The sequence below is a fragment of the Microbacterium sp. genome (assembly GCF_046295495.1).
In the GTDB taxonomy this organism is placed as follows: domain Bacteria; phylum Actinomycetota; class Actinomycetes; order Actinomycetales; family Microbacteriaceae; genus Microbacterium.
This window is the reverse complement of sequence record NZ_JBKBNC010000002.1, coordinates 75,512-99,463: the sequence shown is the minus strand read 5'-3', so window position 1 is coordinate 99,463 and position 23,952 is coordinate 75,512. Positions and strand designations below refer to the sequence as shown.

At 71.5% G+C, this 23,952-nt stretch carries 24 protein-coding genes; 6 read left to right on the top strand and 18 right to left on the bottom strand.

Annotation, left to right across the window (positions count from 1 at the left end; translation table 11 throughout):
* Positions 1-53 precede the first annotated feature (53 nt).
* Positions 54-602 (bottom strand): TetR/AcrR family transcriptional regulator, encoded by a 549-nt coding sequence (locus ACK4LS_RS01485; protein WP_409712380.1) that lies wholly within the window; start codon positions 600-602, stop codon positions 54-56.
* A gap of 63 nt (positions 603-665) precedes the next feature.
* Between ACK4LS_RS01485 and lipB the strand changes: the two genes are divergently transcribed.
* Positions 666-1,304 (top strand): lipoyl(octanoyl) transferase LipB, encoded by a 639-nt coding sequence (gene lipB, locus ACK4LS_RS01480; protein ID WP_409712378.1) that lies wholly within the window; start codon positions 666-668, stop codon positions 1,302-1,304.
* Positions 1,301-2,335 (top strand): lipoyl synthase, encoded by a 1,035-nt coding sequence (gene lipA / locus ACK4LS_RS01475; RefSeq protein ID WP_409712376.1) that lies wholly within the window; start codon positions 1,301-1,303, stop codon positions 2,333-2,335. Before lipB ends, lipA begins: the two co-directional genes overlap by 4 nt.
* 79 nt (positions 2,336-2,414) lie before the next feature.
* Here lipA and ACK4LS_RS01470 read toward each other — a convergent pair whose 3' ends face one another.
* From ACK4LS_RS01470 to smc, 4 genes are all read right to left on the bottom strand, one after another.
* On the bottom strand, positions 2,415-2,843 hold the full coding sequence (locus ACK4LS_RS01470; RefSeq protein WP_409712374.1) for an MSMEG_6728 family protein: 429 nt from the start codon (positions 2,841-2,843) through the stop codon (positions 2,415-2,417).
* Positions 2,844-2,845: 2 nt separating this feature from the next.
* Complete coding sequence (locus ACK4LS_RS01465; protein ID WP_409712372.1) at positions 2,846-3,346, bottom strand: DUF2004 domain-containing protein; 501 nt, start codon at positions 3,344-3,346, stop codon at positions 2,846-2,848.
* 75 nt (positions 3,347-3,421) lie between these two features.
* Positions 3,422-4,294 carry a signal recognition particle-docking protein FtsY gene (gene ftsY / locus ACK4LS_RS01460; RefSeq protein WP_409712370.1) on the bottom strand — a complete coding sequence of 291 codons (873 nt, stop codon included), beginning with the start codon at positions 4,292-4,294 and terminating at the stop codon, positions 3,422-3,424.
* Between the two features lie 4 nt (positions 4,295-4,298).
* Positions 4,299-7,838: a chromosome segregation protein SMC gene (gene smc, locus ACK4LS_RS01455; protein ID WP_409712368.1), complete on the bottom strand. Its 3,540-nt coding sequence runs from the start codon at positions 7,836-7,838 to the stop codon at positions 4,299-4,301.
* A gap of 476 nt (positions 7,839-8,314) precedes the next feature.
* Between smc and ACK4LS_RS01450 the strand changes: the two genes are divergently transcribed.
* Both ACK4LS_RS01450 and ACK4LS_RS01445 read left to right on the top strand, forming a co-directional pair.
* A complete protein-coding gene (locus ACK4LS_RS01450; protein ID WP_409712366.1) occupies positions 8,315-8,602 on the top strand; it encodes a hypothetical protein in 288 nt (95 codons plus the stop codon).
* Between the two features lie 63 nt (positions 8,603-8,665).
* Positions 8,666-9,748, top strand: a complete 1,083-nt coding sequence (locus ACK4LS_RS01445; RefSeq protein ID WP_409712364.1) for an N-acetyltransferase family protein — start codon at positions 8,666-8,668, stop codon at positions 9,746-9,748.
* Positions 9,749-9,827: 79 nt separating this feature from the next.
* Here ACK4LS_RS01445 and mutM read toward each other — a convergent pair whose 3' ends face one another.
* From mutM to ACK4LS_RS01415, 6 genes are all read right to left on the bottom strand, one after another.
* Entirely contained in the window at positions 9,828-10,718 is an 891-nt protein-coding gene (gene mutM, locus ACK4LS_RS01440; protein WP_409712362.1) for a bifunctional DNA-formamidopyrimidine glycosylase/DNA-(apurinic or apyrimidinic site) lyase, read from the bottom strand.
* On the bottom strand, positions 10,711-11,403 hold the full coding sequence (gene rnc / locus ACK4LS_RS01435; RefSeq protein WP_409712360.1) for a ribonuclease III: 693 nt from the start codon (positions 11,401-11,403) through the stop codon (positions 10,711-10,713). The genes mutM and rnc overlap by 8 nt, the downstream gene beginning before the upstream one ends.
* A 10-nt stretch (positions 11,404-11,413) precedes the next feature.
* Positions 11,414-11,623 (bottom strand): 50S ribosomal protein L32, encoded by a 210-nt coding sequence (gene rpmF, locus ACK4LS_RS01430; protein ID WP_013586329.1) that lies wholly within the window; start codon positions 11,621-11,623, stop codon positions 11,414-11,416.
* A gap of 2 nt (positions 11,624-11,625) precedes the next feature.
* Complete coding sequence (locus tag ACK4LS_RS01425) at positions 11,626-12,120, bottom strand: YceD family protein (protein WP_409712356.1); 495 nt, start codon at positions 12,118-12,120, stop codon at positions 11,626-11,628.
* 277 nt (positions 12,121-12,397) lie between these two features.
* On the bottom strand, positions 12,398-12,895 hold the full coding sequence (gene coaD / locus ACK4LS_RS01420; protein WP_409712354.1) for a pantetheine-phosphate adenylyltransferase: 498 nt from the start codon (positions 12,893-12,895) through the stop codon (positions 12,398-12,400).
* A 41-nt stretch (positions 12,896-12,936) separates the two neighbouring features.
* Complete coding sequence (locus tag ACK4LS_RS01415) at positions 12,937-15,111, bottom strand: ATP-dependent DNA helicase RecG (RefSeq protein WP_409712352.1); 2,175 nt, start codon at positions 15,109-15,111, stop codon at positions 12,937-12,939.
* A gap of 145 nt (positions 15,112-15,256) precedes the next feature.
* On the opposite strand from ACK4LS_RS01415, the gene rsmD reads away from it, so the two are divergent.
* Positions 15,257-15,820, top strand: coding sequence for a 16S rRNA (guanine(966)-N(2))-methyltransferase RsmD (gene rsmD / locus ACK4LS_RS01410; RefSeq protein WP_409712350.1), 564 nt, complete (start codon positions 15,257-15,259; stop codon positions 15,818-15,820).
* 48 nt (positions 15,821-15,868) lie between these two features.
* Here rsmD and thiL read toward each other — a convergent pair whose 3' ends face one another.
* Complete coding sequence (gene thiL, locus ACK4LS_RS01405; protein WP_409712348.1) at positions 15,869-16,864, bottom strand: thiamine-phosphate kinase; 996 nt, start codon at positions 16,862-16,864, stop codon at positions 15,869-15,871.
* 25 nt (positions 16,865-16,889) lie between these two features.
* On the opposite strand from thiL, the gene ACK4LS_RS01400 reads away from it, so the two are divergent.
* Positions 16,890-17,387, top strand: coding sequence for a DUF3515 family protein (locus ACK4LS_RS01400; protein WP_409712346.1), 498 nt, complete (start codon positions 16,890-16,892; stop codon positions 17,385-17,387).
* A 75-nt stretch (positions 17,388-17,462) separates the two neighbouring features.
* Here ACK4LS_RS01400 and ACK4LS_RS01395 read toward each other — a convergent pair whose 3' ends face one another.
* The 6 genes from ACK4LS_RS01395 to leuC all read right to left on the bottom strand — a co-directional run bounded on the left by ACK4LS_RS01395 (position 17,463) and on the right by leuC (position 23,881).
* Positions 17,463-18,548 (bottom strand): D-alanine--D-alanine ligase family protein, encoded by a 1,086-nt coding sequence (locus tag ACK4LS_RS01395; protein WP_409712344.1) that lies wholly within the window; start codon positions 18,546-18,548, stop codon positions 17,463-17,465.
* Complete coding sequence (locus ACK4LS_RS01390; RefSeq protein WP_409712342.1) at positions 18,448-19,590, bottom strand: NAD(P)H-dependent glycerol-3-phosphate dehydrogenase; 1,143 nt, start codon at positions 19,588-19,590, stop codon at positions 18,448-18,450. Before ACK4LS_RS01390 ends, ACK4LS_RS01395 begins: the two co-directional genes overlap by 101 nt.
* Positions 19,580-20,320 (bottom strand): lysophospholipid acyltransferase family protein, encoded by a 741-nt coding sequence (locus ACK4LS_RS01385; protein WP_409712340.1) that lies wholly within the window; start codon positions 20,318-20,320, stop codon positions 19,580-19,582. Before ACK4LS_RS01385 ends, ACK4LS_RS01390 begins: the two co-directional genes overlap by 11 nt.
* Before the next feature lie 2 nt (positions 20,321-20,322).
* Positions 20,323-21,696: a UDP-N-acetylglucosamine 1-carboxyvinyltransferase gene (murA, locus tag ACK4LS_RS01380; protein ID WP_409712338.1), complete on the bottom strand. Its 1,374-nt coding sequence runs from the start codon at positions 21,694-21,696 to the stop codon at positions 20,323-20,325.
* A gap of 63 nt (positions 21,697-21,759) precedes the next feature.
* Entirely contained in the window at positions 21,760-22,356 is a 597-nt protein-coding gene (gene leuD, locus ACK4LS_RS01375; RefSeq protein WP_409712336.1) for a 3-isopropylmalate dehydratase small subunit, read from the bottom strand.
* A gap of 1 nt (position 22,357) precedes the next feature.
* Positions 22,358-23,881, bottom strand: coding sequence for a 3-isopropylmalate dehydratase large subunit (gene leuC / locus ACK4LS_RS01370; protein WP_409712334.1), 1,524 nt, complete (start codon positions 23,879-23,881; stop codon positions 22,358-22,360).
* Positions 23,882-23,952 lie beyond the last annotated feature (71 nt).

Sequence of the window (23,952 nt, the reverse complement as noted above, 5' to 3'; positions counted from 1 at the left end):
GGATGCCACGGACGATGCGCGGATCGGCGAAGACGGGCACCCCGCGGCGCGCGTCAGGCGAAGGCGAGCGCCGCGGCGAGCGTCTCACCGAGCGCACGCCCCGTCGCGGTGCGATCCGCCCACGCCCAGACGGCGGCCAGCACCGCCGCGGAGAGGGCGCCCGCGCGCACCTCGGCCGCGAGCTCCGGCATCCCCTCACGCTGCAAGCGCGCGGCGATCTCGCGCTGCAGGCGGAACTGGCGCACCGCGCGGTCGCGGTCGAGCTCGGCCGCGATGCCCATCGCGTCGGCGTGCGTGATCGCGAGCGCCAGGGCATCGGGGGCGAGTCCGTCGCCGATCGCGGTGAGGGCGTCGGTCACCGCGACGCCGTCGCGAAGCAGCGCGACCCCCGCCGCCGACTGCTCGTCGAAGCCCGACCACAGCACGTCGCCCTTGGCGGAGAAGTAGTTGAAGAAGCTCGAGCGGCTGACGCCCGCGCGCCGCGTGATGTCCGACACCGAGGTCGCGTCGTAGCCGCGCTCGAGGAAGAGCTCGCACGCCGCCTCGGCGAGCACTTCGCGCGACGAGGCGCGCGGACGTCCGCTTCGGGGTTCGGGGGTCACCGCCTCAGCCTAGGGGCGACCCGCGTGTGTATTCTTGGACGCAATCCAACATCGGAGGGGTCGATGATCGACATCCACCGTGCGGGCCTGGCCCCGCACTACGTTCGCTACCTCGACGGCTGGGCGCACCAGCGCCGCATCCACGCCGATGTGGTCGCCGGCGATCGGCCCGACACCCTGCTGCTGCTCGAGCATGAGGCCGTGTACACCGCGGGCACGCGCACCGAGGCCCACGAGCGCCCCGATGACGGCACGCCGGTGGTCGACGTCGACCGCGGCGGCAAGATCACGTGGCACGGGCCGGGGCAGCTGGTCGGCTACGCGATCGTTCGACTTCCGGAGCCCCTCGACGTCGTCGCGCACGTGCGCCGCCTCGAGTCCCTGCTCATCACCGCCCTCGCCGCGCACGGCGTCGACGGCTTCCGCGTCGAGGGGCGCAGCGGCGTCTGGGTGCGCCGTCCCCTCGGCCTCGACAAGGTCGCGGCGATCGGTGTCCGCGTCGAAAAAGGAGTGACCATGCACGGCTTCGCCGTCAACTGCGACAACTCGCTCGCCGGGTTCCGCCGCATCGTGCCCTGCGGCATCTCGGATGCCGGGGTCACCACGGTCAGCGAGGTGATCGGGGCCGACGTCTCCCCCGCCGACCTCGCGCCGGCCGTCGAGCGGGTCTTCCACGCCCAGGACGCGACGGTGGCCGCGTGAGCGCCTGCGGGACCGGCAGCACCGGGGCCCCCGCATCCACCGCTCCCAACGGGCGCAAGCTCCTGCGCCTCGAGGTGCGCAACGCCGAGACGCCGATCGAGCGCAAGCCCGAGTGGATCAAGACCAAGGCCAGGATGGGGCCCGAGTACACGGCCCTGCAGAACCTCGTGAAGACCGAGGAGCTGCACACCGTGTGCCAGGAGGCGGGCTGCCCCAACATCTTCGAGTGCTGGGAGGACCGGGAGGCGACCTTCCTCATCGGCGGCTCGCAGTGCACGCGCCGCTGCGACTTCTGCCAGATCGACACGGGCAAGCCCGCCGACTACGACCGCGACGAACCACGTCGCGTGGCCGAGAGCGTCACGCGGATGCAGCTGCGCTACGCCACCGTGACGGGCGTGGCGCGCGACGACCTGCCGGACGAGGGTGCGTGGCTGCACGCCGAGACGGTCCGTCGCATCCACGCCGAGAACCCCGGCACGGGCGTCGAGATCCTCGCGACCGACTTCTCGGGCGATCCGGCGCACCTCGACGAGGTCTTCTCGTCGCGCCCCGAGGTGTTCGCGCACAACGTCGAGACGGTGCCGCGCATCTTCAAGCGCATCCGTCCGGCGTTCCGCTACGACCGCTCCCTGGGCGTGCTGACCGCCGCCCGCGACGCGGGGCTCATCACCAAGTCGAACCTCATCCTGGGCATGGGCGAGGAGCCGGAGGAGGTCGTCCAGGCGCTCGAAGACCTTCGAGCGGCCGGCACCGACATCATCACGATCACGCAGTACCTGCGTCCCACGCCCCGCCACCTCCCCGTGCAGCGCTGGGTCAAGCCCGCGGAGTTCGTCGAATTCAAGGAGGAGGCGGAGCGCATCGGCTTCCTCGGGGTGCTCGCCGGTCCCCTCGTGCGCTCCTCCTACCGCGCGGGGCGCCTGTGGGCGCAGTCGATGGTGTCGAAGGGTCGCGAGATCCCGCCGCACCTCGCGCACCTGGCGAAGGACATCGCCGCGGCCGAAGCCGGGTTCGCGCAGGCGGTGTGATCCCGCGCCCGAGCGCTCGGGCCCGGTGACGACGGCGGCTCAGCCCTCCGCTCGAGAGGGGTCGGAACGACGGCGCCGGTCACACCGGCCAGACGTACGGCAGGTCGTCGGGCACGTCGCCGAACCGCGGCACGTAGAACTCGGCATCCTTGCGGATGAGGTTCGAGCGGTGCGAGAGGTGGAAGGCCTCGTCGCCGATCCACGGCGGCAGATCCAGCTGATCCTGGCCCACGCCGTCGACCTCCGGGGCGAACACGCGGATCTTCTCGCGCACGGTGTCGGCCCGGCCCTGGGCGATCCACTCGTCGGTCATCACGAGACCGTACGACACGAGCGCGGGCAGGTGCCCGTCCCACATCTTCGCGGCGGGGTGGTGCCGCCACCCGTGACTCGGCACGGTGAGGGCGCGCAGGAGCTGGAACGTCTCCACCCGCTGCTTGCCGAGTCTCTTCGTGTCGAGCGCGGCCGCCGACGCGGCGAACGCGGGGTAGGGCAGGAAGGTCTGCACGCTCAGTCGGCGCTCGTCACCGACTGCACGCGGCCGTCGGAGGCGAGGTTGACGAGCAGCACGTCGTCGGTGGCGTCGGGGTCGAGGGCGTACTCGAGCACCGCGAACGGGTCGGCCCCGCCGTGCTCGTCGGCGAGGATCGTCATGCTCATCAGCTGCAGCGCCTTGATGACGTCGATGTGCGTGTCGCCGGTCTGATCGACGAGGAGATCGTCGAGCTCCTCGCCGAGGCTCGCCTGCTGCTGGAGGATGTACTCGGTCACCTCGCTCGTGCGGGAATCGAGCTCGTCGACCATCGCGTTGCGGGCGGCCAGATCGATCGACTCGAGCGACGAGATCATGGATGCCGCCACATCGAGCGCCTCCACCGAGACGTCGTCCTGGTCGGGAGCGGTCAGATCGACCGTGACGCTCTGATCGCCGAACTCGACGTTCTCACTCCAGAAGATCGACCCGTCGGGGCCGGATTCGAGGAGTCCGAAGAAGTCGTGCTCGATGGCCATGACTCCATGTAAGCAGCCCGCCCCGGCTTCGGGAAGTCGACCCGCCCGGCGCGCGGCGTGCGGTAAGGGGCCCGCTCAGTCGACGAGCGAGGCCGCGAACACGTGCGGCGTGAACCCCGTGAGGTCGCCGATGCCCTCGCCCTGGCCCAGGAGCTTCACGGGGATACCGGTGAGCTCCTGCACCGCCAGGACGAACCCGCCCTTGGCCGAGCCGTCGAGCTTGGTGAGCACGAGACCGGTGACCCCGGCACTGTCGAGGAACGCCTGCGCCTGCATCAGACCGTTCTGCCCGGTGGTCGCGTCGAGTACGAGCAGCACCTCGCTGATGGGCGCTTGCTTCTCGACGACGCGCTTGATCTTGCCGAGCTCGTCCATCAGCCCGCCCTTGGTGTGAAGTCGACCGGCGGTGTCGATGAGCACGATCTCGGTGCCCGTCTCCTTCGCGTGGGCCACCGTCTGGAAGGCGACGGATGCCGGATCCTGGCCCTCGTGCTGGGGCCGCACGATCGTTGCTCCCCCGCGCTCGGCCCAGGTGGCCAGCTGGTCGACCGCCGCGGCGCGGAAGGTGTCGGCCGCGCCGACCACGACGGTTCGGCCGTAGCGCTGCAGGAACTTGGCGAACTTGCCGATCGTCGTGGTCTTGCCCACGCCGTTGACCCCGACGACCAGGACGACCGCCGGACGCTCGGTCAGGCGCAGAGTCGTGTCGAACTTCGCGAAGTGCTCCTCGAGCGTCTCGCGCAGCATGCGCTGCAGGTCGCGCGGGTCGGTCGTGCGGTAGCGCTCGACCTTCTCGCGCAGCTCGTCGATCAGGCGCTCGGTGACGTCGGGGCCGAAATCGGCCGTCAACAGCGCGGTCTCGAGGTCGTCCCACGTGGTCTCGTCGATGGTGGGTTTGACGAACAGCCCGCGCAGCGCGCGGCCCAGCGACCAGGAGTTCTCAGCCATTGCTTCAGCTTACGGGGGCGACCTCGTCGCGGACGGCGCGGGCGGCCGCGCGGTCGCCGACACGCTGCCCGACCACCGCGGACACGCCGTCCTGGCGCATCGAGACGCCGTAGAGCGCGTCGGCGATCTCCATGGTGCGCTTCTGGTGCGTGATGACGATGAGCTGGCTGCTCGCCCGCAGCTTCTCGAACACCCCCAGCAGTCGCCCGAGGTTGGCGTCGTCGAGAGCCGCCTCAACCTCGTCGAGGATGTAGAAGGGGCTCGGGCGGGCCGTGAAGATCGAGGTCAGGAACGCCACCGCCGCCAACGACCGCTCGCCGCCCGACAGGAGCGAGAGACGCTCGATCTTCTTGCCCACCGGGCGCACCGCCACCTCGATCCCCGTGGTGAGCGGCGAATCGGGGTCGGTGAGCGAGATGCTGCCGGATCCTCCCGGGAACAGGATCGGGAAGATCTCGGTGAACGCCGCCCGCGTGTCCTCGAAGGCGGCGAGGAAGATCGTCTGCATGCGCTCGTCGAGCTCGGCGATGATCGTCTGCAGGTCGGCCCGGGTCTGCTGCAGGTCGGCGAGCTGCTCCGTGAGGAAGGCGTGGCGCTGCTCGAGGGCCGCGAACTCCTCGAGGGCGAGCGGGTTCACCCGTCCGAGCTGCGACAGTTTGCGTTCGGCATCCTGCAGGCGACGCTTCTGCCCCGCGCGGTCGAACGCGAGCGTCTCGCCCTCGAATTCGGTCGGGACCGGCTGATCGGGGCCGTATTCCGAGACGAGGACCTCCTCGTCGAGAGCGAGCTCGGAGTGCACCCGCTCGAGCAGGCTCGTCACGTGGAGCTTCTTCTCGTGCATCTGCAGCTCGAGGCCGTGGACGCTCTCGGTGAGACGCGCCAGCCGCTCGCGCGCGGCCGCCTCGTCGGCGCGGGCGCGGGAGAGCTCGGCCGTCACTGCGGCGCGCGCCGACTCCGCGCTCGCGAGGTCGACGCGGGCTCGGCTAACGGAACGGTCGACGGAGTCGAGCAGGGCGGGCAATTGGCCCGCCACCTCGGCGGCGATCTCACGCTGCGCGCGACGCAGCACCGCGCGCCGCGCGGCCTCGGCGGCGGCCGCGCGCTCGCGCTCGCGCTGCTGCTCGAGCTGCACGATGCGGGCCTCCCCCGCTCGCACGCGTTCCGTGAGCGTCTCGATGTCGAGGCGCGCGCGCACCTCGCGCTCGCGAGCGGCATCCACCTCCGCGGCCATGCCCTCGCGCGCCGACGCATCGAGCAGGGGGCGGGGCGCCTGCAGCGCCCGCTCGAGTACGGCGTCCGCGCGGCGGGCGGCATCCTCCGCCTCGGCGACCGCCGTCTCGGTCTGCGCGAGACCGGCGGCCAGTCGCTCGCACTCCGCGACCGCCGCTTCGTGGCGCACGGTCACGCGATTGACCGTCTCGGCGTGCGCGGCCAACGAGGCGTCGTGCGCGCGCAGCGTCGACAGCGCCTCCTTCGTGCGCTGACGGGCGTCGGTGAGCGCCCCCTGCCCCTCGGCGAGGGCCTCGCGCAGCGAGTCGGCGATCACGACGATCTCGGCGAGCCGCTCGGCGGCCGCGTCGCGCTCGGCGGCGAGCTCCAGGCGCGAGCGGCCCGCCCCCGTCCCGGAGCGCAGGGTCTGGGCGGTCAGCACCTCACCGGCGCGGGTGACCAGGGTGACCTCTCGCGGCAGGCTCGCCCGCGCCGCCTCCGCGGCCGCGAGGTCGTCGACGATCACGACATGCGACAGGATGCCGATCACCCCCGCCGAAGCGCTGATGACCCCGGTCGCGGGGACGCCGTCGACACCGGCAGCGTGCACGTCCACCTCGTGCGGCGGGCCCCCCGCGTCGGCGATGGCGATCTCGACGACGCCCAGGTCCGCCTCGGCGGCCGTGCGCGCGGCGGCGAACGCCGCCGGGGCGTCGTCGACGAGCAGACCCTCGGCCAACGACCCGAGGGCGGCGGCGATCGCCGCCTCGTAGCCCGCCGTGATCCTCACGTCGTCACCGACGAGACCCCGCACGCCCGGGCCGCCCGCCGCGATCAGGTCGGCGGCCGCGTTGCGCACATCCAGCGCGCGACCGAGCGCCGTCGTCTGGGCGCTGAGCGCGTCACTCTCGCGCTCGGCGTCGTGCAGGCGCTCGCGCCGGCCCGACACCCGGGTCTCCGCCTCGTTCGCGTCTCGCTGCGCCCGCTCGTACGCCGCCGCGTGCTCGGCGGTCGACGTCTCGGGCACGACGTCGGGATCGACCTCGGCGCGTGCCTGCTCCGCCTCGGCACGGCGCACCAGGGCGGCATCCAGCGCCCGTTGCTGCCGTTCCACGCCCGCGCGCACCGCGGCGAGGGCGGAGTTCGCCGCGTCCGCGGCTCCGCGCAGCGCCTGGATCCTCATGTCGTGCTCCGACACCAGGGCGCTCTGCGCGGCGATGTCGACGTCGAGCGCGTCGAGGTCGGCGCGGGCGCGCGCGACGGCGCGGGCGGCCTCCGCCGCGGCATCCCGGGCGTCGCCGAGACCGGCCGCGACGTCGTCGATCTCGGAACGGACGTCGTCGATCATGCTCTGGCCGACCGTCGGCGCGAAGCCCGCGGAGTCGGTGTCGTCGTCGCCCAGCAGCGTCAGGCGCTGACCCGCGAGCGTGAAGAGGCCCCTCAGCCGCTCCTGCACCTGCTCGAGCGCGAAGGCCACGCTGCGCGCGCGGTCGACGGCCTCGGAACGCTGGTCGTCCTCGAGCCTCTCGACGCGGCGGCGCAGGCCGTCGGCCTGCTCCTGCAGGCCGAGGCGCTCGGTGTGGCGCTCGCTCTCGGCGCGCGCGGCGTCGGCGAGCTGGGTGCGCAAGCGCACGAGGTCGTCCGCATACAGCCGCGCCTTGGCATCGCGCACCACTGCCGCGATGGTCTGGGCCTCACGGGCGATCTCCGCCTGCTTGCCGAGCGGCTTGAGCTGGCGGCGCAGCTCCCCGGCGAGGTCGCTCAGGCGGGTGAGGTTGGTCTCCATCGCCTCGAGCTTGCGGGCGGTCTTCTCTTTGCGGCGACGGTGCTTGAGGATGCCGGCGGCCTCCTCGATGAAGCCGCGCCGATCCTCGGCCGTGGCCTGCAGGACCGTGTCGAGGCGGCCCTGGCCGATGATCACGTGCATCTCGCGCCCGAGCCCGGAGTCGCTCAGCAGCTCCTGCACGTCGAGGAGCCGACAGGTCTGCCCGTTGATCGCGTACTCGCTCGCCCCGGTGCGGAACAGCGTGCGGCTGATCGTCACCTCGCTGTAGTCGATCGGGAGGGCGCCGTCGGCGTTGTCGATCGTCAGACGCACCTCGGCGCGGCCCAGCGGACCACGGGTCGAGGTGCCGGCGAAGATGACGTCCTCCATCTTGCCGCCGCGGAGCGTCTTGGCGCCCTGCTCCCCCATGACCCAGGCGAGGGCATCGACGACGTTGGATTTCCCGGAGCCGTTCGGACCGACGATGCACGTCACCCCCGGCTCGAGTGCGAAGGTCGTCGACTGGGCGAAGGACTTGAAGCCCTTGAGTGTCACGCTCTTCAGGTGCATGTCACCCACCCCTCCGCCCCGATCGACCGCCGCATGCCGCTCGCCTCACGGTAGCCGAACAGCCCCGGGATTCTGCGGAACCGGGCCGTTCCCCGGCGGTCGACGCGCCCGGGATCCTGCCGAATCTGGGTGAGAGCTTGACATTCGCTGAGCGGCTTCGCTAACGTCGGGGTTCGCAACCGACGTCGAAAGGAGGTCACTTCCATGATTCGCAACACCACCGGCTTCACCGCCACCGGCTTCACCGCCGTCCCCGTGCTGTCCGAACCCCTCGCCGGAGTGATCACCGCCGTCGGCATGCCCTCTCGACAGGGATAGTCCGTCGCGTCTCGGCGGCGACCCGTTCGTCGCGCCGAGCTGCCAGGCATCTCGTCTCTCCGTGAGCACGTCCCTCCGACCTCGCTCACCCGGATCTTCGCGATCCCGCCACGCGCTCGTCGCGTCCCTTCCCGCTTTCTTCTCCACGGAGCCTCCGCATGAACGCCCTGTTCACGCGCGCGCCGCAGCACGCCTCGGCCGCGCCCTCCCCCACACCCACCCCGTCGACGGTCACCTTCGACACCACCGCCTACCGCCCCCTCGGTCTCCTCGACCGACTCTCGCTGCGCATCGGTCTCTGGTTGCTCACGCGCCACGCCGATCGGGCACGAGCGCTCGACCACCAGGCCGTCGCCGCCCATCGCGCGCACGTGGCCGCGGCCGAGCGCGAACGCCGCGAACGCGCGTGGCGCAGCGCGGCCGCTTTCAGCCGGCCGCCGCTCTGATCCGGTGGGGCCGCCTCTCTGGGGCGGCCCCACCCCTTCCTCTCTTCGACACGAAAGCACGCCATGACGACCCTCCCGGCCGGCCTCGAGCTGCGCCCCCTGCACATCCCGTCCTCGATCGACGACGCCGACGCCGCGGATTTCCGCGAGATGGTCCGGCTGCGCAACCTCGTCTACGCCGAGATCTCCGGCCACGACGACTCCGCGATGCCCGCCGACGAACTGCTGCCGCTGTACCAGCCGCAGCCCGACATGAAGCGCTTCGCCTGGATCGCCGTCTTCCACGGCGACGTGGTCGGACGCGTCGGCCTCGACTTCCCCCAGGAGGAGGGTGCCCGCACCGGCTTCTGGCTCATCGAGCTCCGCCGCTCCGCCTGGGGCCACGGCATCGGGCGAGCCGCCTTCGCCGAGATCGAGCGCGTCGCCCGCGAGCAGGGACGCAGCGTCCTGCAGACCTGGGCGGAGCACCCCGCTGCGGAGGGGCCGCACCTCGCCGCCCCGACCGGCTTCGGCTCGATCCCGGAGGATCACGCCGCGCGGTTCCTGGCCGCCTCGGGCTGCACGCTCGAGCAGATCGTGCGCGTGAGCGCGCTGCCTCTCGCCGGCGCCCGTCCCCACCTCGAGACGCTCCTCGCGGAGGCCGAGGCGGCGGCATCCGGGTATCGGATCGTGCAGTGGACGCTCCCGACCCCCGACGAGTTCGTCGACGCCTTCGCCTGGATGAAGTCGCGCATGGTCACCGACGCCCCGTCCGCCGATCTGGAGTTCGACGAGGAGGTGTGGGATGCCGCGCGCCTCCGCCGCTACGAAGCGGGTTATCTCGACGCCGGTCGCCACATGCTCGTCACCGCGGCGCAGCACGTGGACACCGGCGAGCTAGCGGCATTCAACGAGCTCGTCATCGGCAAGGACCGAACGGCGGCCACGAGCCAGGAGGACACTCTGGTCGTCTCGACCCACCGCGGCCATCGTCTCGGCCTGCTCGTGAAGTGCGCGGGGCTGCTCGCGTGGCACGACATCGCGCCGGACTCCCCTCGGGTGCTGACGTACAACGCCGAGGAGAACCGCCCGATGCTGTCGATCAACGAGCGCATCGGTTTCGCCCCGATCTCGTACGAGGGGGTGTGGAAGAAGGTGCTCGCCTGAGCGCCCGAGGCGCCGGGGTTCGTCGCTTCAGCTCTCGCCGGCGACGAAGCCCGGCGGCTCCCGCGTCGCGGCAGCCCGGTCAGCGCGGGCGCTGGCAGCGCGGGCAGAAGTGGCTGGAGCGGTTCATGAACGACACGCGCACGATGGGGCGACCGCAGCGCGGGCAGGGCTGGCCGGTCCGACCGTACGCGTTCAGCGAGTGCGCGAAGTAGCCCGCCTGCCCGTTGACGTTGACGTACTGCGCGTCGAAGCTCGTGCCGCCCTCGGCCAAGGCCTTCTCGAGCACGGCCTGCACCTCGGCCAGCAATCGGTTGACCGCGCGCGTCGGAAGCTCCGAACCGGGCGTCTCGGGGTGGATGCGCGCGGCCCACAGCGACTCGTCGGCGTAGATGTTGCCGATGCCGCTCGCGACGGTCTGATCGAGCAGCACGCGCTTGATGCCCGACGACGTGCGCGCGAGGCGGGCGCGGAACCGCGCGGCGTCGAAGGCGGGGTCGAGTGGGTCGCGCGCGATGTGGGCGACCTGCGTCGGCACACTCGCCAGGGCGGATCCGCGCCCGCCCGGCGCCCGGTCGGGCGTGTCGACGAGCGTGTCGATCGCGAGCGAGCCGAAGGTGCGCTGGTCGGCGAACACGACCGAGAGCGCGCCGTGCACCGGATGCTCCAGCTCCAGGCGGATGCGCTCGTGGCGTTCCTCGGGAGCGCCCGGGGTGCGCAGCAGCATCTGCCCGCTCATCCCGAGATGGGTGACGATCGCCTCGTCGTCGGTCACCGGCATCCACAGGAACTTGCCCCGCCGCACGGCTGCGGAGATGCGCCGCCCGGTGAGTTCGGCCTCGAAGTGCGCGGCTCCCCCGGTGTGGCGGGTGAGGGCGCGCTCGTCGCGAACGTCGACCGAGGCGATGAGCGCACCCGCGACGGCGGGTTCGAGACCGGCGCGGACGACCTCGACCTCGGGCAGCTCAGGCACGTGCGTCGAGCTCGCGCCAGGCGGTGAGGGCGGCGGCCATCTCGGCCTGCTTCTTGCTCGATCCGGTACCCGTGGTCACGACGTCGCCCACCGTGACCGTCGCCGTGAAGCGTCGATCGTGATCGGGGCCCGTCGCCTCGATGCCGTAGGCGGGGGCGGCCAGACCCAGGCGGGCCGCGATCTCCTGCAGGCTCGTCTTCGGATCCATCGCCGCGCCGTAACGCTCGGGGTCGGCGAGGAGAGGCTCGACCAGCCGCAGGACCATCGCCGTGGCCGCGTCGGGACCGGCCGAGAGATAGGTGGCGCCGATGAGGGCCTCCATCGTGTCGGCGAGGATGGAGTCCTTGTCGCGCCCGCCGGTGAGGATCTCACCGCGACCGAGGCGCACGTGGTCGCCCAGACCGATCGTGCGCGCCACCTCCGCCAGGGCCACCGTGGAGACGACGCTCGCACGCCGCTTGGCGAGGCTGCCCTCCTCGAGCTCCGGGTGGCCGGTGAACAGACGGACCGTCACGGCCTGACCGAGCACCGAGTCGCCGAGGAACTCGAGCCGCTCGTTGTGGGCGATCCCGCCGTTCTCGTAGGCGAACGAGCGGTGGGTCAGGGCAAGAGAAAGAAGCTCGGGGTCGATGTCGACCCCGAGCTTCTCGGTGAGCGCGCGGCGCTCGACGTTGTTACGCGTCACGGATCGCCGATCAGACGTCGGCGACCTTGCGGCCCTTGTACTCGAGGAAGAGCTCGGTGCCCTGCGAGTCGGTGACGACCTTCGCCTGGTGGGGGCGGCTGTAGACGACCTTGCCGTTCTCGATGGTCTTGACCAGCGCGGGAGCTTCGGCCTTCCACTGCGCACGGCGCGAGCGGGTGTTGGAGCGGGAGACCTTCCGCTTCGGGGGGTTACCTGCCATGGCTAGCTCTTCTCTGTCTTGGGGGCGGCGCGGAGCGCATCGCCGTCGTCTGGGGTGAACTGCTGGAGCGCTGCCCATCGGGAATCGACGGGCGTCTGCTCCGTTTCGCCGGAGCTTTCCGTCAGCCTCTCGCCCGTGTTCGGGTCGAGCCCGGGGCAATCCGGCTGACACACCGGCTGGAACGGAAGCGACAGGACGATGGCGTCCCGGACCAGATTTTCAAGATCCACGTGGTCGTCTTGAACGTCGAAGTCATTCGCTTCGTCCCCAGGATACGCGAAAAGTTCCTGGAACTCGACTTCGACAGGCTCGGTGATGTCGATCAGGCAGCGGCCGCACACGCCGGTGGCCGTGGTGTCGACGGTGCCCGAGACGAGGATGCCCTCGTGCACGGACTCCAGGCGCACCTCGAGCTCGAGGACCTCGCCCTCGGGGATCGAGACGAGCCCCTCCCCCCATTTCTCGGGGGTGGGGATGTCGAGGCTGTGCTCGCGCATCTCTCCCGGCTTGCGCTCGATGTCGCGTACGGGGAGTTGGAAGGGTCCGGGTCGGCGGGTTCTCACGGTCGTCCATGCTACCCGCGTGCCCCTGGGCGCGGGCCGGGCGCCGACCCGCATGAGCTCTTCGCTCGCCCGCACGGCGGACCGCCCCACGCATAAACGCAACGCGATTCGCGCGCAGAAACGCGGGGCGCACGTGTTTCCGCGCGCGGATCGCGTTTATGCGTGGGGAGGGCGCCGCGGGGCGGTGCGTTGCCGACGGACCGGGGCGGCGTCAGAGCCCGCGGGCGCCGGTGTCGAGGAAGCGCGCGACCGCGGGTGGGACGTACGGCGAGACGTCACCGCCGAGGCCCGCCACCTGACGCACGAGCGAGCTCGAGACGAGCGCGTGCGAGGGGTCGGGCAGCAGGAACACGGTCTCGACGTGGGCGAGGTCGCGGTTCACGATCGCCATGGGGGTCTCGTACGCGACGTCGACCTGCGAGCGGATGCCCTTCACGAGCACCCGTGCGCCCACGTCGGTGGCGTAGTCGACGAGCAGGCCCATGCTCCATGTGGCGACGATCACGTCGCCGTCGATGCCGGCGTCGGAGATCGACTGCTCGAGCAGGCTCTGGCGCTGCGCGATCGGGAGCATGGCCTCTTTGCCGGGATTGTGCACGACGAGGACGTGCAGCTGGTCGAAGAGACCGGCGGCTCGGCGGATCACGTCGAGGTGACCGAGCGTGGGCGGGTCGAACGAGCCGGGGACGACGGCGATCCGGGGGTCCATTCCGCCAGCCTACCGACGGCTCCCGCCCCAGGGCCTCGCGCTCAGGACTTGGCCAGCGCGGCGCGCTCCTCGACGCCCACGCGGCGCTCGAGGGCGGCGGCGAGTCCGGGATGCCGCACCAGCGCCGGATCGTCGGCCAGCAGGCGCTCCCCCTCGGCGCGCGCCTCGGTGATGAGCGCGGCGTCGGTGACCACGCGCAGCAGGCGCAGCGACGAGCGCACACCGGACTGCGCCCCGCCCAGGACGTCGCCTTCCCCGCGCAGCTCGAGGTCGATCTCGGCGAGGGCGAAGCCGTCGAGGGTGGATGCCACGGCCTCGACGCGGGATCGCGACGACGTGCCGGGCGCAGCCTCGGTGACGAGCAGGCAGAGTCCCGGAAGACCGCCGCGGCCGACGCGGCCGCGCAGCTGGTGCAGCTGCGACACGCCGAAGCGGTCGGCCTCGAGGATCACCATCGTGGAGGCGTTCGGCACGTCGACGCCGACCTCGATGACGGTGGTGGCGACCAGCACGTCGATGTCGCCGCGCGCGAACGCCTGCATCACAGCATCTTTCTCATCGGAGGGCATCTTGCCGTGCAGGATCTGCACCCGGATGTCGGCGAACGACGGCAGCCGCGACAGCAGCGCCTCCACCTGCACCACACCCCAGCGGGTGCGGGCGCTTTCGGCGGACGCGGCCGGAGCGTCGGCCGGCTCGTCGCTCTTCTCGTCGGCGGTGAGATGCTCGGCGTCGATGGCGGCGCACACCACGAAGGCCTGGCGCCCGAGAGCGACCTCCTCGGCGACGCGATCCCACACGCGGGCGAACCACCCCGGCTTCTCGGCGAGCGGGGCGACGAACGACTGGATGCCGGCACGACCGGCCGGCATGGTGCGGATGGTCGAGACGTCGAGGTCTCCGAAGACCGTCATCGCGACGGTGCGCGGAATGGGCGTGGCCGTCAGCACGAGCGTGTGCGGGGAGTCGCCCTTCGCGCGCAGGGCCTCGCGCTGGTCGACGCCGAAGCGGTGCTGTTCGTCGACGACGACCAGGCCGAGATCGGCGAAGGTGGTCGTCGCGCTGAGCAGGGCGTGCGTGCCCACCACGATGAGTGCCTGCCCGGATGCCACCCGCAGGGCCGCTCGACGACGCTCGGCCGCGGGCATCTGCCCCGTGAGCAGGGTGGGCAGGAGTTCGGGCGCGAGCTCGGGGCCGAGCATGCGGGCGATCGAGCGCAGGTGCTGACCGGCGAGCACCTCGGTGGGAGCGATGAGCGCCGACTGCCCACCCGACTCGGCGACCTGCAGCATCGCCCGAAGCGCGACGAGCGTCTTTCCGGAGCCGACCTCGCCCTGCACCAGGCGGCTCATCGGCCAGTCCCCCGTGAGGTCGGCGGCCAGCTGCGCGCCGACGGTCTGCTGATCGGGGGTGAGTTCGAACGGAAGGATGGCGTCGAAGCGCTCGAGCAGGCCACCGGGCGATGCCGGGCGGTTCGTCGCCGAGAGCGCGCGCACGAACTGCCGCTGCTGCAGGAGCGCGGTCTGGAGCACGAAGGCCTCCTGCATGCGCAGCGTCTCGACCGCGGGCGGGATGTCGTCGTCGTTCTCGGGCCGGTGGATCTTCTCGAGTGCCTCGCGCGCGGCGAGCAGACCCCGGCGGGCGCGCAGGTCGTCGGGCAGGGGGTCGTCGACCGGGCCGAGACCGTCGAGCACGAGCGAGATCGTCTTCTGTACGAGCGTGCTGGGCACCGCGCTGGTCGCGGGGTAGATGGGAATCGGACGTTTGGCCGTGACCTCGGCCTCGGCGCGGGCCTCGGCGATGTCGTCGAAGAGCTCGTAGTCGGGATTGGTGAGCTGCGTCTGACGGCGGTATTCACCGACTTTGCCCGAGAAGATGCCCCGGCGGCCGGGGGTCAACTCCTTCAGGCGCCAGGGCTGGTTGAAGAACGTCAGCGACATCCGGCCGTCGCCGTCGCTGATGGTCACCTCGAGCAACGAGCCCCGCCGGTTCTGCATGCGCCGCTCGGTGGCGGTGACCACCTCGGCGACGATCGTGACCGGCTCGCCCAGCGGAAGGGTCGCGATCGGGGTGAGCTCCCCCCGGCGCGCGTAGCGGCGCGGGTAGTGCTCGAGCAGCTCGCCGACCGTCTTCATCCCGAAGGCCTTGTCGAACGCGGTGGCCGTCTTGCCGCCCACCGCGCCGTCGAGGCGGGATGCGAGCGAGAGACCGGGCATGCTCCGAGTCTAGGCAGGGCCTCCGACACCCCCGCGACCGGCCGCCCCGTCCGCCGGTGGCGTCACCCACCCGACGGCGGGCGACCCCGTCCGACGCGACGCCCGCCGCGATGCGGTCCCCGCCCCGGAACCGTAGGGTGGGACGGTGACGCGCATCATCTCGGGCCGAGCGGGCGGCACGGTCCTCGACGTCCCGCCGAAGGGCACTCGACCCACGAGCGACCGGGTGCGCGAGTCTCTCTTCGGTGCCCTCGAGTCCGCCGGGGTCCTCGACGACGCCCGCGTCGCCGACCTCTTCGCCGGCTCCGGCGCGCTGGGCCTGGAGAGCCTCAGTCGCGGCGCGGCCTCCGCCGACCTCGTGGAGCTGTCCGCTCCGGCGGCGGCCCTCATCCGAACCAACGCCCAGCGGGTGCGCACGGCCGGGGTCATCGCCCCCGCGCGCGTGCACCGGGCCAACGTCACCACCTGGCTCTCGGCGTCCACCGACGAGTGGGATCTCGTGTTCCTCGACCCGCCCTACGACTTCGCGGACCCCGAGCTCACGAAAGCTCTCGTCGCGCTGGCACCGCGCCTCAGCCCCGACGCGACGGTCATCGTCGAGCGCGCGAAGCGCTCGGCATCCCCCGACTGGGCCGCGGCCGGCCTCGAGCCCGAACGCGATCGCGCCTACGGCGACACCACGATGTGGTGGGGGCGTCCCCGCGCCTGAGCCGTGCGCCGCGGCGTGCGCGCGGCGATCACCCTGCCGCGCCGCGTCTCAGCCGCGACCTGCGTCCCAGTCGCGATAGGGGTCCCACCCGCCTCGACCGGCCCAGGCGCGCCCGTCGACGGTCACCGCGACGGTGCCGCGAGCGAGGACCGTGCCCACCCGACGACCGATCGGTTCGGCGGCTGCGGCGGGGAAGGTCACGAGGAAGCCGTGATCCTCTCCCCCGCCCAGGGCGCGCGCCGGGTCGTCGCCGAGGGTCGCCGAGTCGATCGCGATCGTCACGTCGGACGCGTCGGCGAGCCGCGTGGCATCCAGGACGAGACCGTCGGAGACGTCCATCATCGCCGTGGCTCCGGATGCCGCCGCGCGCAGCGCCTCCGCCAGCGGCGGGCGGGGCGTGAGCTGGCGTGAGAGAGCCCGCGCGTCGGAGGCGTCCAGGGCCCCGCGCGCCTCGGCGGTCAGCCTGATCGGTGCGCCCGCGGCATCGGTGAAGCGTCCGAAGAGCACCTCGAGTCCGCGCGCGGCCTCGCCCAGCTCGCCGATGACGTACACCCCGTCGCCCTCGCGCGCACCCGAGCGCCGCACGGGATCGCGGCCGTCGAGGCTGCCGAGGGCGGTCACGGCGACCGTGAGCGTGTCGGAGACGGTCAGATCGCCCCCCTCGACCGCGCAGCCGGGCGCGAGTTCGGCGCAGGCGGCCGCGAGACCGTCGGCGAAGCCGCGCACGAACGACACCGGGGTCGCGTCGGGCATGGCGAGGGCGACGAGAAGGGCCACCGGCCGCGCGCCCATCGCGGCGACGTCGGCGAGGTTGACCGCGGCAGCCTTGAAGCCGAGGTCGAACGGCGATGACCAGGCCAGACGGAAATCGGGCCCGTGCACCAGCGTGTCGGTCGTGGCGACCACCCGCCCGTCGGGCACGGCGAGCACCGCGGCGTCGTCTCCCGGCCCCACCGGAGCGCTCGAGGGAGGAAGGCGGTCCAGGATGCCGCGCAGGATCTGCCCCTCGGACAGCTCCCCCACGGTGGTCTCGGCGTCGGTCACGCTCCCACGCTATTAGCCTGGAGGGGTGCCCCGCTCCCCCCGTGCCTTCGCGCTGCTGACCGCCCTCGCCCTGCTCCCGGGCCTCGCAGCGTGCAGCACCACCGTGGCGATGGAGCCCGCGAAAGACGCGAACGACCCCGCCTGCGCGGAGGTGATCTCTCGTCTGCCGCAGTCCATCTCGGGCCAGGAGCGTCGCTGGACCGACGCGCAGGCCACCGGAGCCTGGGGCGACCCCGCGGCGATCCTGCTCACCTGCGGTCTCGAGAGCCCGGGCCCGTCCACCCTGCCGTGCCGGTCGTTCGACGGCGTCGACTGGCTCGTCGACGAGTCGCAGGCAGCCGACGACCGCTACACGCTCACGACTTTCGGCCGCAGCCCCGCGCTGCAGGTGTACCTCGACTACCAGGAGGCCAGCAGCGGCGACGTCGCCCAGGCCCTCGGCCCGCTGATCCGCGACTACCTGCCGGCGACCGGCTCGGTGTGCACGGCGGCATCCGACACCACCCCGACGCCGACGCCGTAGCGCTCACCGGCCCGGCGCACCCTCCGCCGCGCGCACGAGTGCGCCGCGGTGGGGCTGCGCTCCGCCGCGCCCGGCTCAGCGCGTCGCGAGCGCCGCGTCGAGCAGGTCGCTGATGAGGTCGGGGTAGCTCAGGCCCGAGGCGATCCAGCACCGCGGGAACATCGAGATCGGGGTGAACCCCGGCATCGTGTTCACCTCGTTCACGTAGAACTCGCTGCCCGTGTAGAAGAAGTCCACGCGCGCGAGTCCCTGTCCGCCGAGGGCCTCGAAGGCCTGGGCCGCGATGCGCTGCATCTCCGCCAATTCGCCGTCGCGCAGATCGGCCGGGCAGACGAGATCGACACCCGGCGCGTCGAGGTACTTCGCCTCGAAGTCGTAGAACTCGCGTCCGGTCACGACGATCTCGCCGGCGACGCTGACGCGCACCGGCCCCCCGTCGCGCCCGGGCAGCACGCCGCACTCGAGCTCGCGGCCCACGATCGCCTGCTCGACCAGCGCGAGGCCGTCCTCGGCGAAGGCGGTGTCGAGCGCGGCGTCCAGGTCTTCCCAGCGCGAGACCTTCGTGACACCGACGCTGGAGCCGGCCTCGTTCGGTTTCACGAACACGGGCAGGTCCAGGGCGCGGATGCGGCGCTCCCACAGGTCGCGGTCGCGCGCGAGGTCGGCGGGGGTCACGGCCACCCACGGCACGACCGGCACGTTCGCCGACCGGAGCACGCGCTTGGCGACGTTCTTGTTCATTCCCATCGCCGACATGAGCACCCCGCCCCCGGCGTACGGGATGCCGAGCAGCTCGAGGAGGCCCTGGACGGTGCCGTCCTCGCCGAAGCGCCCGTGCAGGATCGGCAGGACGACGTCGACGTCGCCGAGCGAGCGCTCGCCCGCGGCATCCGTCACCGTCCACTCCCGCGAGAGCGTCGAATCGGGAAGGCGCACGCGGGAGCCGTTGTCGACCACCTCGGGCATCGCCTCGGGACGCAGGGCGAACTTGTCGGGGTCGTCGTCTTCGAGCACGAAGGCGCCGTCGCGGGTGATCCCGACCGGGATCACCCGGAAGCGGTCACGATCGATCGCCCGCAGCACCCCGCCCGCCGTGGCGGAACTGATCGAATGCTCGCTGGAGCGCCCGCCGAAGAGCACCACCACCACCGGTTTGGTCATTCTGCGTCCTCTCGCCCTGCGGCTGGTCGTCGTCTGTCGTCAGGTGCGGGGCGATGTCCCGCGGATCCATGGTGCCGTCGAGCACCATCTTCACCTGCTGCACGATCGGCATGTCGACACCGACCTGCTTCGCCAGCTGCAGCACCGGGGCCACGGATGCCAGGCCCTCGGCGGTCTGCTGCATCTGGGCCACGACCTCCTTGTAGCCGTAGCCCTGCCCCAGCAGGCGCCCCGCCGTGTTGTTGCGGCTCAGGGGCGACTGGCACGTGGCGATGAGGTCGCCGAGGCCCGCGAGACCCTGGAGCGTCTCGGGCTGCGCGCCCTGCGCCACTGCGAAGTCGGTCATCTCGACGAGCCCGCGCGTGATGATCGACGCCTTGGTGTTCTCGCCGTAGCCCACGCCGTCGACGATCCCGATCGCCACCGCGATGAGGTTCTTCAGCACCCCGCCGAACTCCGTGCCGATCACGTCGGTGTTCACGAAGGAGCGGAAGTACTTGTTGCGGGCGCGTCGGGCGACCGCCTCGGCCGTCTCGGGGCTCAGCGAGCTGATGACGGCGGCGGTGGGCTGCTCGCGCGCGATCTCGAGGGCGAGGTTCGGACCCGAGGCCACCGCGATGCGCGCGGGGTCGCACGCGAGCACCTGCTCGATGACCTGGCTCATGCGCAGACCGCTCGACTTCTCGACGCCCTTCATCAGCGAGACGAGCGGAACGTCGGTGCGCTCCACGAGGGGACGGATGGCCACGAGGTTCTCGCGCAGCGACTGGCTCGGCACCGACAGGTAGATCTGCTCGGCACCCTGGAGCGCCTCGGCGAGGTCGGTCGTGGCGGTCATCGTCCGCGGCAGGTTGATGCCCGAGAGGTACCGGCTGTTGCGCTTGGACTCGGTGATCTCGGCGGCGAGCTCGGGGCGCCGGGCCCACATGACGACCGAGGCTCCGCCGTCGGCGAGGATCTTGCCGAACGTCGTCCCCCAGCTGCCGGCACCGACGACGGCGACCCGGGGCCCCGCGGTGGGCGGAGCGTTCCTACGACTCAAGGCGGCCCGTCTCGTTCTGCCCGTGCTGCGACGGGTTCCAGCGCTCGGCCGGCGCGGGGATGCCCCGGATGCCGGAGAGCATGGCCGTGATGCGGTTCATCATCGCGTCGGTCGCCCGGTTGAGGGTCGCCGGCTGCGTGGGCGTGTCGACGTAGGCCGACATGTCCATCGCGGGCCCGATCTCCACGATCACGTGGGACCGACGCGGGAACTTCAGCTTCCCGTAGCGCGGCAGGATCTGCTGCACACCCCACTGCGCCATCGGGATCAGCGGCAGACCGCCGGCGAGGGCCAGACGCACCGCGCCGGTCTTGCCGCGCATCGGCCACAACTCCGGGTCGCGCGTCAGGGTGCCCTCGGCGTAGACGATGACGCCGCGACCGTCGCGCGCGATCTGCTCGGCGGCCTTCATCGACTGGTTGGCACTGGTCGAGGTGCGCGGGACCGGGACCATTCCGGTGGCCTTCAGGGCGGCCCCCAGCACGGGGACGCGGAACAGGCTCTCCTTCGCCATGAACCGCGGTGCACGACCGAGTCGCCAGACCGCGACGGCGACGATGAGCGGGTCGAACTCCGAGTTGTGGTTCGGCGCGATCACGTAGGCGCCGTCGCGGGGCAGGTTCTCCGCCCCGCGGATCTCGATGCGCGCGAACAGCCCGACCGCGGGCACGATGATCGCCGCGAGCGGCCAGAAGGCGCTCGGGCGGCTCTTCTCGGGGTTCCCGGCCACGCTCAGCCCACGACGTCGAAGTCGGCGTCGAGAGCCGTGAGCTTCTCGAGGAACTTCTCGTAGCCGCGACGGATGATGCCGATGTTGCGCACCGTCGACTCGCCCTCGGCGGCGAGAGCCGCGATGACGTAGCTGTAACCGCCGCGCAGGTCGGGCACCTCGACGTCGGCGCCGTGCAGCGGAGTCGGACCGTTGATGACCGCCGCCTGCTCGAGGTCGCGACGGGGGACGCGGCGATCGGGGCTCGCGATGCCCTTGGGGTGCACGACGATGTCGGCGCCCATCTTGTTCAGCGCGGCGGTGAACCCGAGCCGGTTCTCGTAGACGGTCTCGTGCACGGTGGAGGTGCCGGAAGCCTGGGTCAGGGCGACGATCAGCGGCTGCTGCCAGTCGGTCATGAACCCGGGGTGCACGTCGGTCTCGACCATGACGGGCTTGAGCGCGTCGCCACGACGGAACAGGATGCCGTCCTCGCGGACGTCGAACCAGCCACCGGCCTTGCGGAACACGTTGAGGAAGGTGAGCATGTCCTGCTGGCGCGCGCCCTTGGCGAAGATCTCGCCGTCGGTCGCGAGTGCCGCGCAGGCCCAGGAAGCGGCTTCGTTGCGGTCGAAGATCGCGCGGTGGTCGTAGCCGACGAGCTTGTCGACGCCCTCGATGAAGATGACGCGGTTGGGCTCGTACGAGATGATCGCGCCCATCTTCTGCAGCACCGCGATGAGGTCCATGATCTCGGGCTCGATCGCGGCGTTGCGCAGCTCGGTCACGCCCTTCGCGCGCACGGCCGTGAGCAGGACCTGCTCGGTCGCGCCGACGCTGGGGTAGGGCAGCGTGATGTTCGCGCCGTGCAGTCCGTTGGGGGCCGTGATGCGGATGCCCTCGTAGCTCTTGTCGACGACCGCGCCGAAGGCGCGCAGGGCGTCCATGTGGAAGTTGATCGGACGGTCGCCGATGCGACACCCGCCCAGATCGGGGATGAGCGCTTCGCCGAGCAGGTGCAGCAGCGGGCCGCAGAAGAGGATCGGGATGCGCGACGCGCCCGCGTGCGCGTCGATCTCCTCGAAGTGCGCGGCGACGGCGCCCGAGGGGTCGAGGTGGAGCGTGCCCTCCTCGTCGCCCTCGGTGACCGTGACGCCGTGCACCTCGAGCAGCGAGCGAACGACCTTGACGTCGCTGATCATCGGCACGTCGCGGAGGATGCTCGTGGTTTCGCCCAGCAGGGCGGCCACCATCGCCTTGGTGACGAGGTTCTTCGCCCCCTTGACCTCGACCTCGCCGCGCAACGGACGCCCGCCGCGGATGGTGAGGGTCTCGGCCGCTTCCCAATCCGGCTGTCCGGGGGTGTGGTCTCCGGAGTCGGTGACGAGTGTGCTCATAGGGGGGTGGACCTCACTTCGTGGACGAGGGGCGGCGAATCGACCCGATCAGGTCGATCGGGGTCAGCGGACCGGGAGGGTCCGCGGCCGCCATGCCTCGCGGCGCGCCTCGAACTGCGCGATCTTGTCTGCGTCGCGCAGCGTGAGCCCGATGTCGTCGAGCCCTTCGAGAAGCCGCCACCTAGTGTAATCGTCGATCTCGAAAGAGACCGTGAGGTCGCCGACCGTGGCGGTCTTGGCGGCGAGGTCGACCGTCATCTCGACGCCGGGCTCGGCGTCGATCTCGGCCCAGATGCGCTCCAGGTCGCCCTCGGTGATCACGCCCGTGACCAGGCCCTGCTTGCCCGCGTTGCCGCGGAAGATGTCGGCGAACTTCGGGCTCAGCACCACCTGGAAGCCGTAGTCGCGCAGCGCCCACACGGCGTGTTCGCGACTGGACCCGGTGCCGAAGTCGGGACCGGCGACGAGCACGGATGCCGAGCGGTAGGCGTCCTGGTTGAGGATGAACTCCGGATCCTGACGCCAGTTGGCGAACAGCGCGTCGTCGAAGCCGGTCTTGGTCACCCGCTTGAGGAAGACGGCGGGGATGATCTGATCGGTGTCGACGGCGGAACGCTTCAGGGGCGCGGCCACACCGGTGTGCGTCGTGAACTTCTCCATGTCAGGCCTCCGCCCCGGTCGAAACGGTCTCGTCGGCGCGCGCGGCACCCGATCCGGTGATCAGGGTGCCGGAGCTCGCGACCGGCTCGAGGTCGGCCGGGCTCGACAGCGTTCCGCGCACGGCGGTGGCGGCGGCCACCAGCGGCGACACGAGGTGCGTGCGGCCCCCCTTGCCCTGACGGCCTTCGAAGTTGCGGTTGGAGGTCGAGGCGCAACGCTCCCCCGGCGCCAGCTGGTCGGGGTTCATGCCCAGGCACATCGAGCAGCCGGCGAAGCGCCACTCGGCCCCGAAGTCGGTGAAGACCTTGTCGAGTCCCTCGGCCTCGGCCTCCAGACGCACGCGCGCCGAACCGGGCACGACCATCACCCGGACGTTCTCCGCCTTGGTGCGGCCCTGGATCACGGAGGCGAAAGCGCGCAGGTCCTCGATGCGGCTGTTCGTGCACGACCCCATGAACACGGCATCCACCGGGATGTCCTTCATCGGCGTGCCGGCCTCGAGGGCCATGTACTCGAGCGCCCGCTCGGCCGCCGCACGCTCGTTCGGGTCGGCGATCTCGGCCGGCGTCGGGACGACGTCGGAGAGCGAGACGCCCTGACCGGGGTTGGTGCCCCAGGTGACGAAGGGCTCGAGCTCGGCGGCATCCAGGAACACCTCGGCGTCGTAGACCGCACCCTCGTCGCTCGGAAGGGTGCGCCAGTACGCGACGGCGTCATCCCAGTCCTGCCCCTGCGGGGCGTGGGGCTTGTCCTTGACGTAGGCGAAGGTCGTGTCGTCGGGCGCGATCATGCCGGCGCGGGCCCCGGCCTCGATCGACATGTTGCACATGGTCATGCGCCCCTCCATCGAGAGGGAGCGGATCGCGCTGCCGCGGAACTCGAGCACGTAGCCCTGACCGCCGTTGGCGCCGATCTTGGCGATGATCGCGAGGATGATGTCCTTCGCCGTCACGCCGGGACGGAGGTCTCCCTCGACCGTGATCGCCATGGTCTTGAAGGGCTTGAGCGGTAGCGTCTGGGTGGCGAGCACGTGCTCGACCTCGCTGGTGCCGATACCGAACGCCATCGCGCCGAACGCGCCGTGGGTCGAGGTGTGGGAGTCGCCGCAGACGACGGTGATGCCCGGCATCGTCAGTCCCAGCTGCGGACCGACGACGTGGACGATGCCCTGCTCCTTGTCGCCCAGCGAGTGGATGCGCACCCCGAACTCCTCGGCGTTGCGGCGGAGCGTCTCGATCTGGGTGCGGCTGGTCAGGTCGGCGATCGGCTTGTCGATGTCGAGCGTGGGCGTGTTGTGGTCCTCGGTCGCGATCGTCAGATCGAGGCGGCGCACCGGACGCCCCTCGGCGCGCAGTCCGTCGAACGCCTGAGGGCTGGTGACCTCGTGCACGAGGTGCAGGTCGATGTAGATGAGATCGGGCTGGCCGTTCTCGCCCTTGACCACGAGGTGATCGTCCCAGACCTTCTCGGCCAGGGTGCGAGGACGGTCCGGGATCCGGATGCCGTCGATCGATGTGCTGCTCATTCTGCGTTTCTCCTCGGAAGGGGTGTGAGGCCCGCGACGAACTCCGCGACGAGAAAGGCCTAGAACGAGGT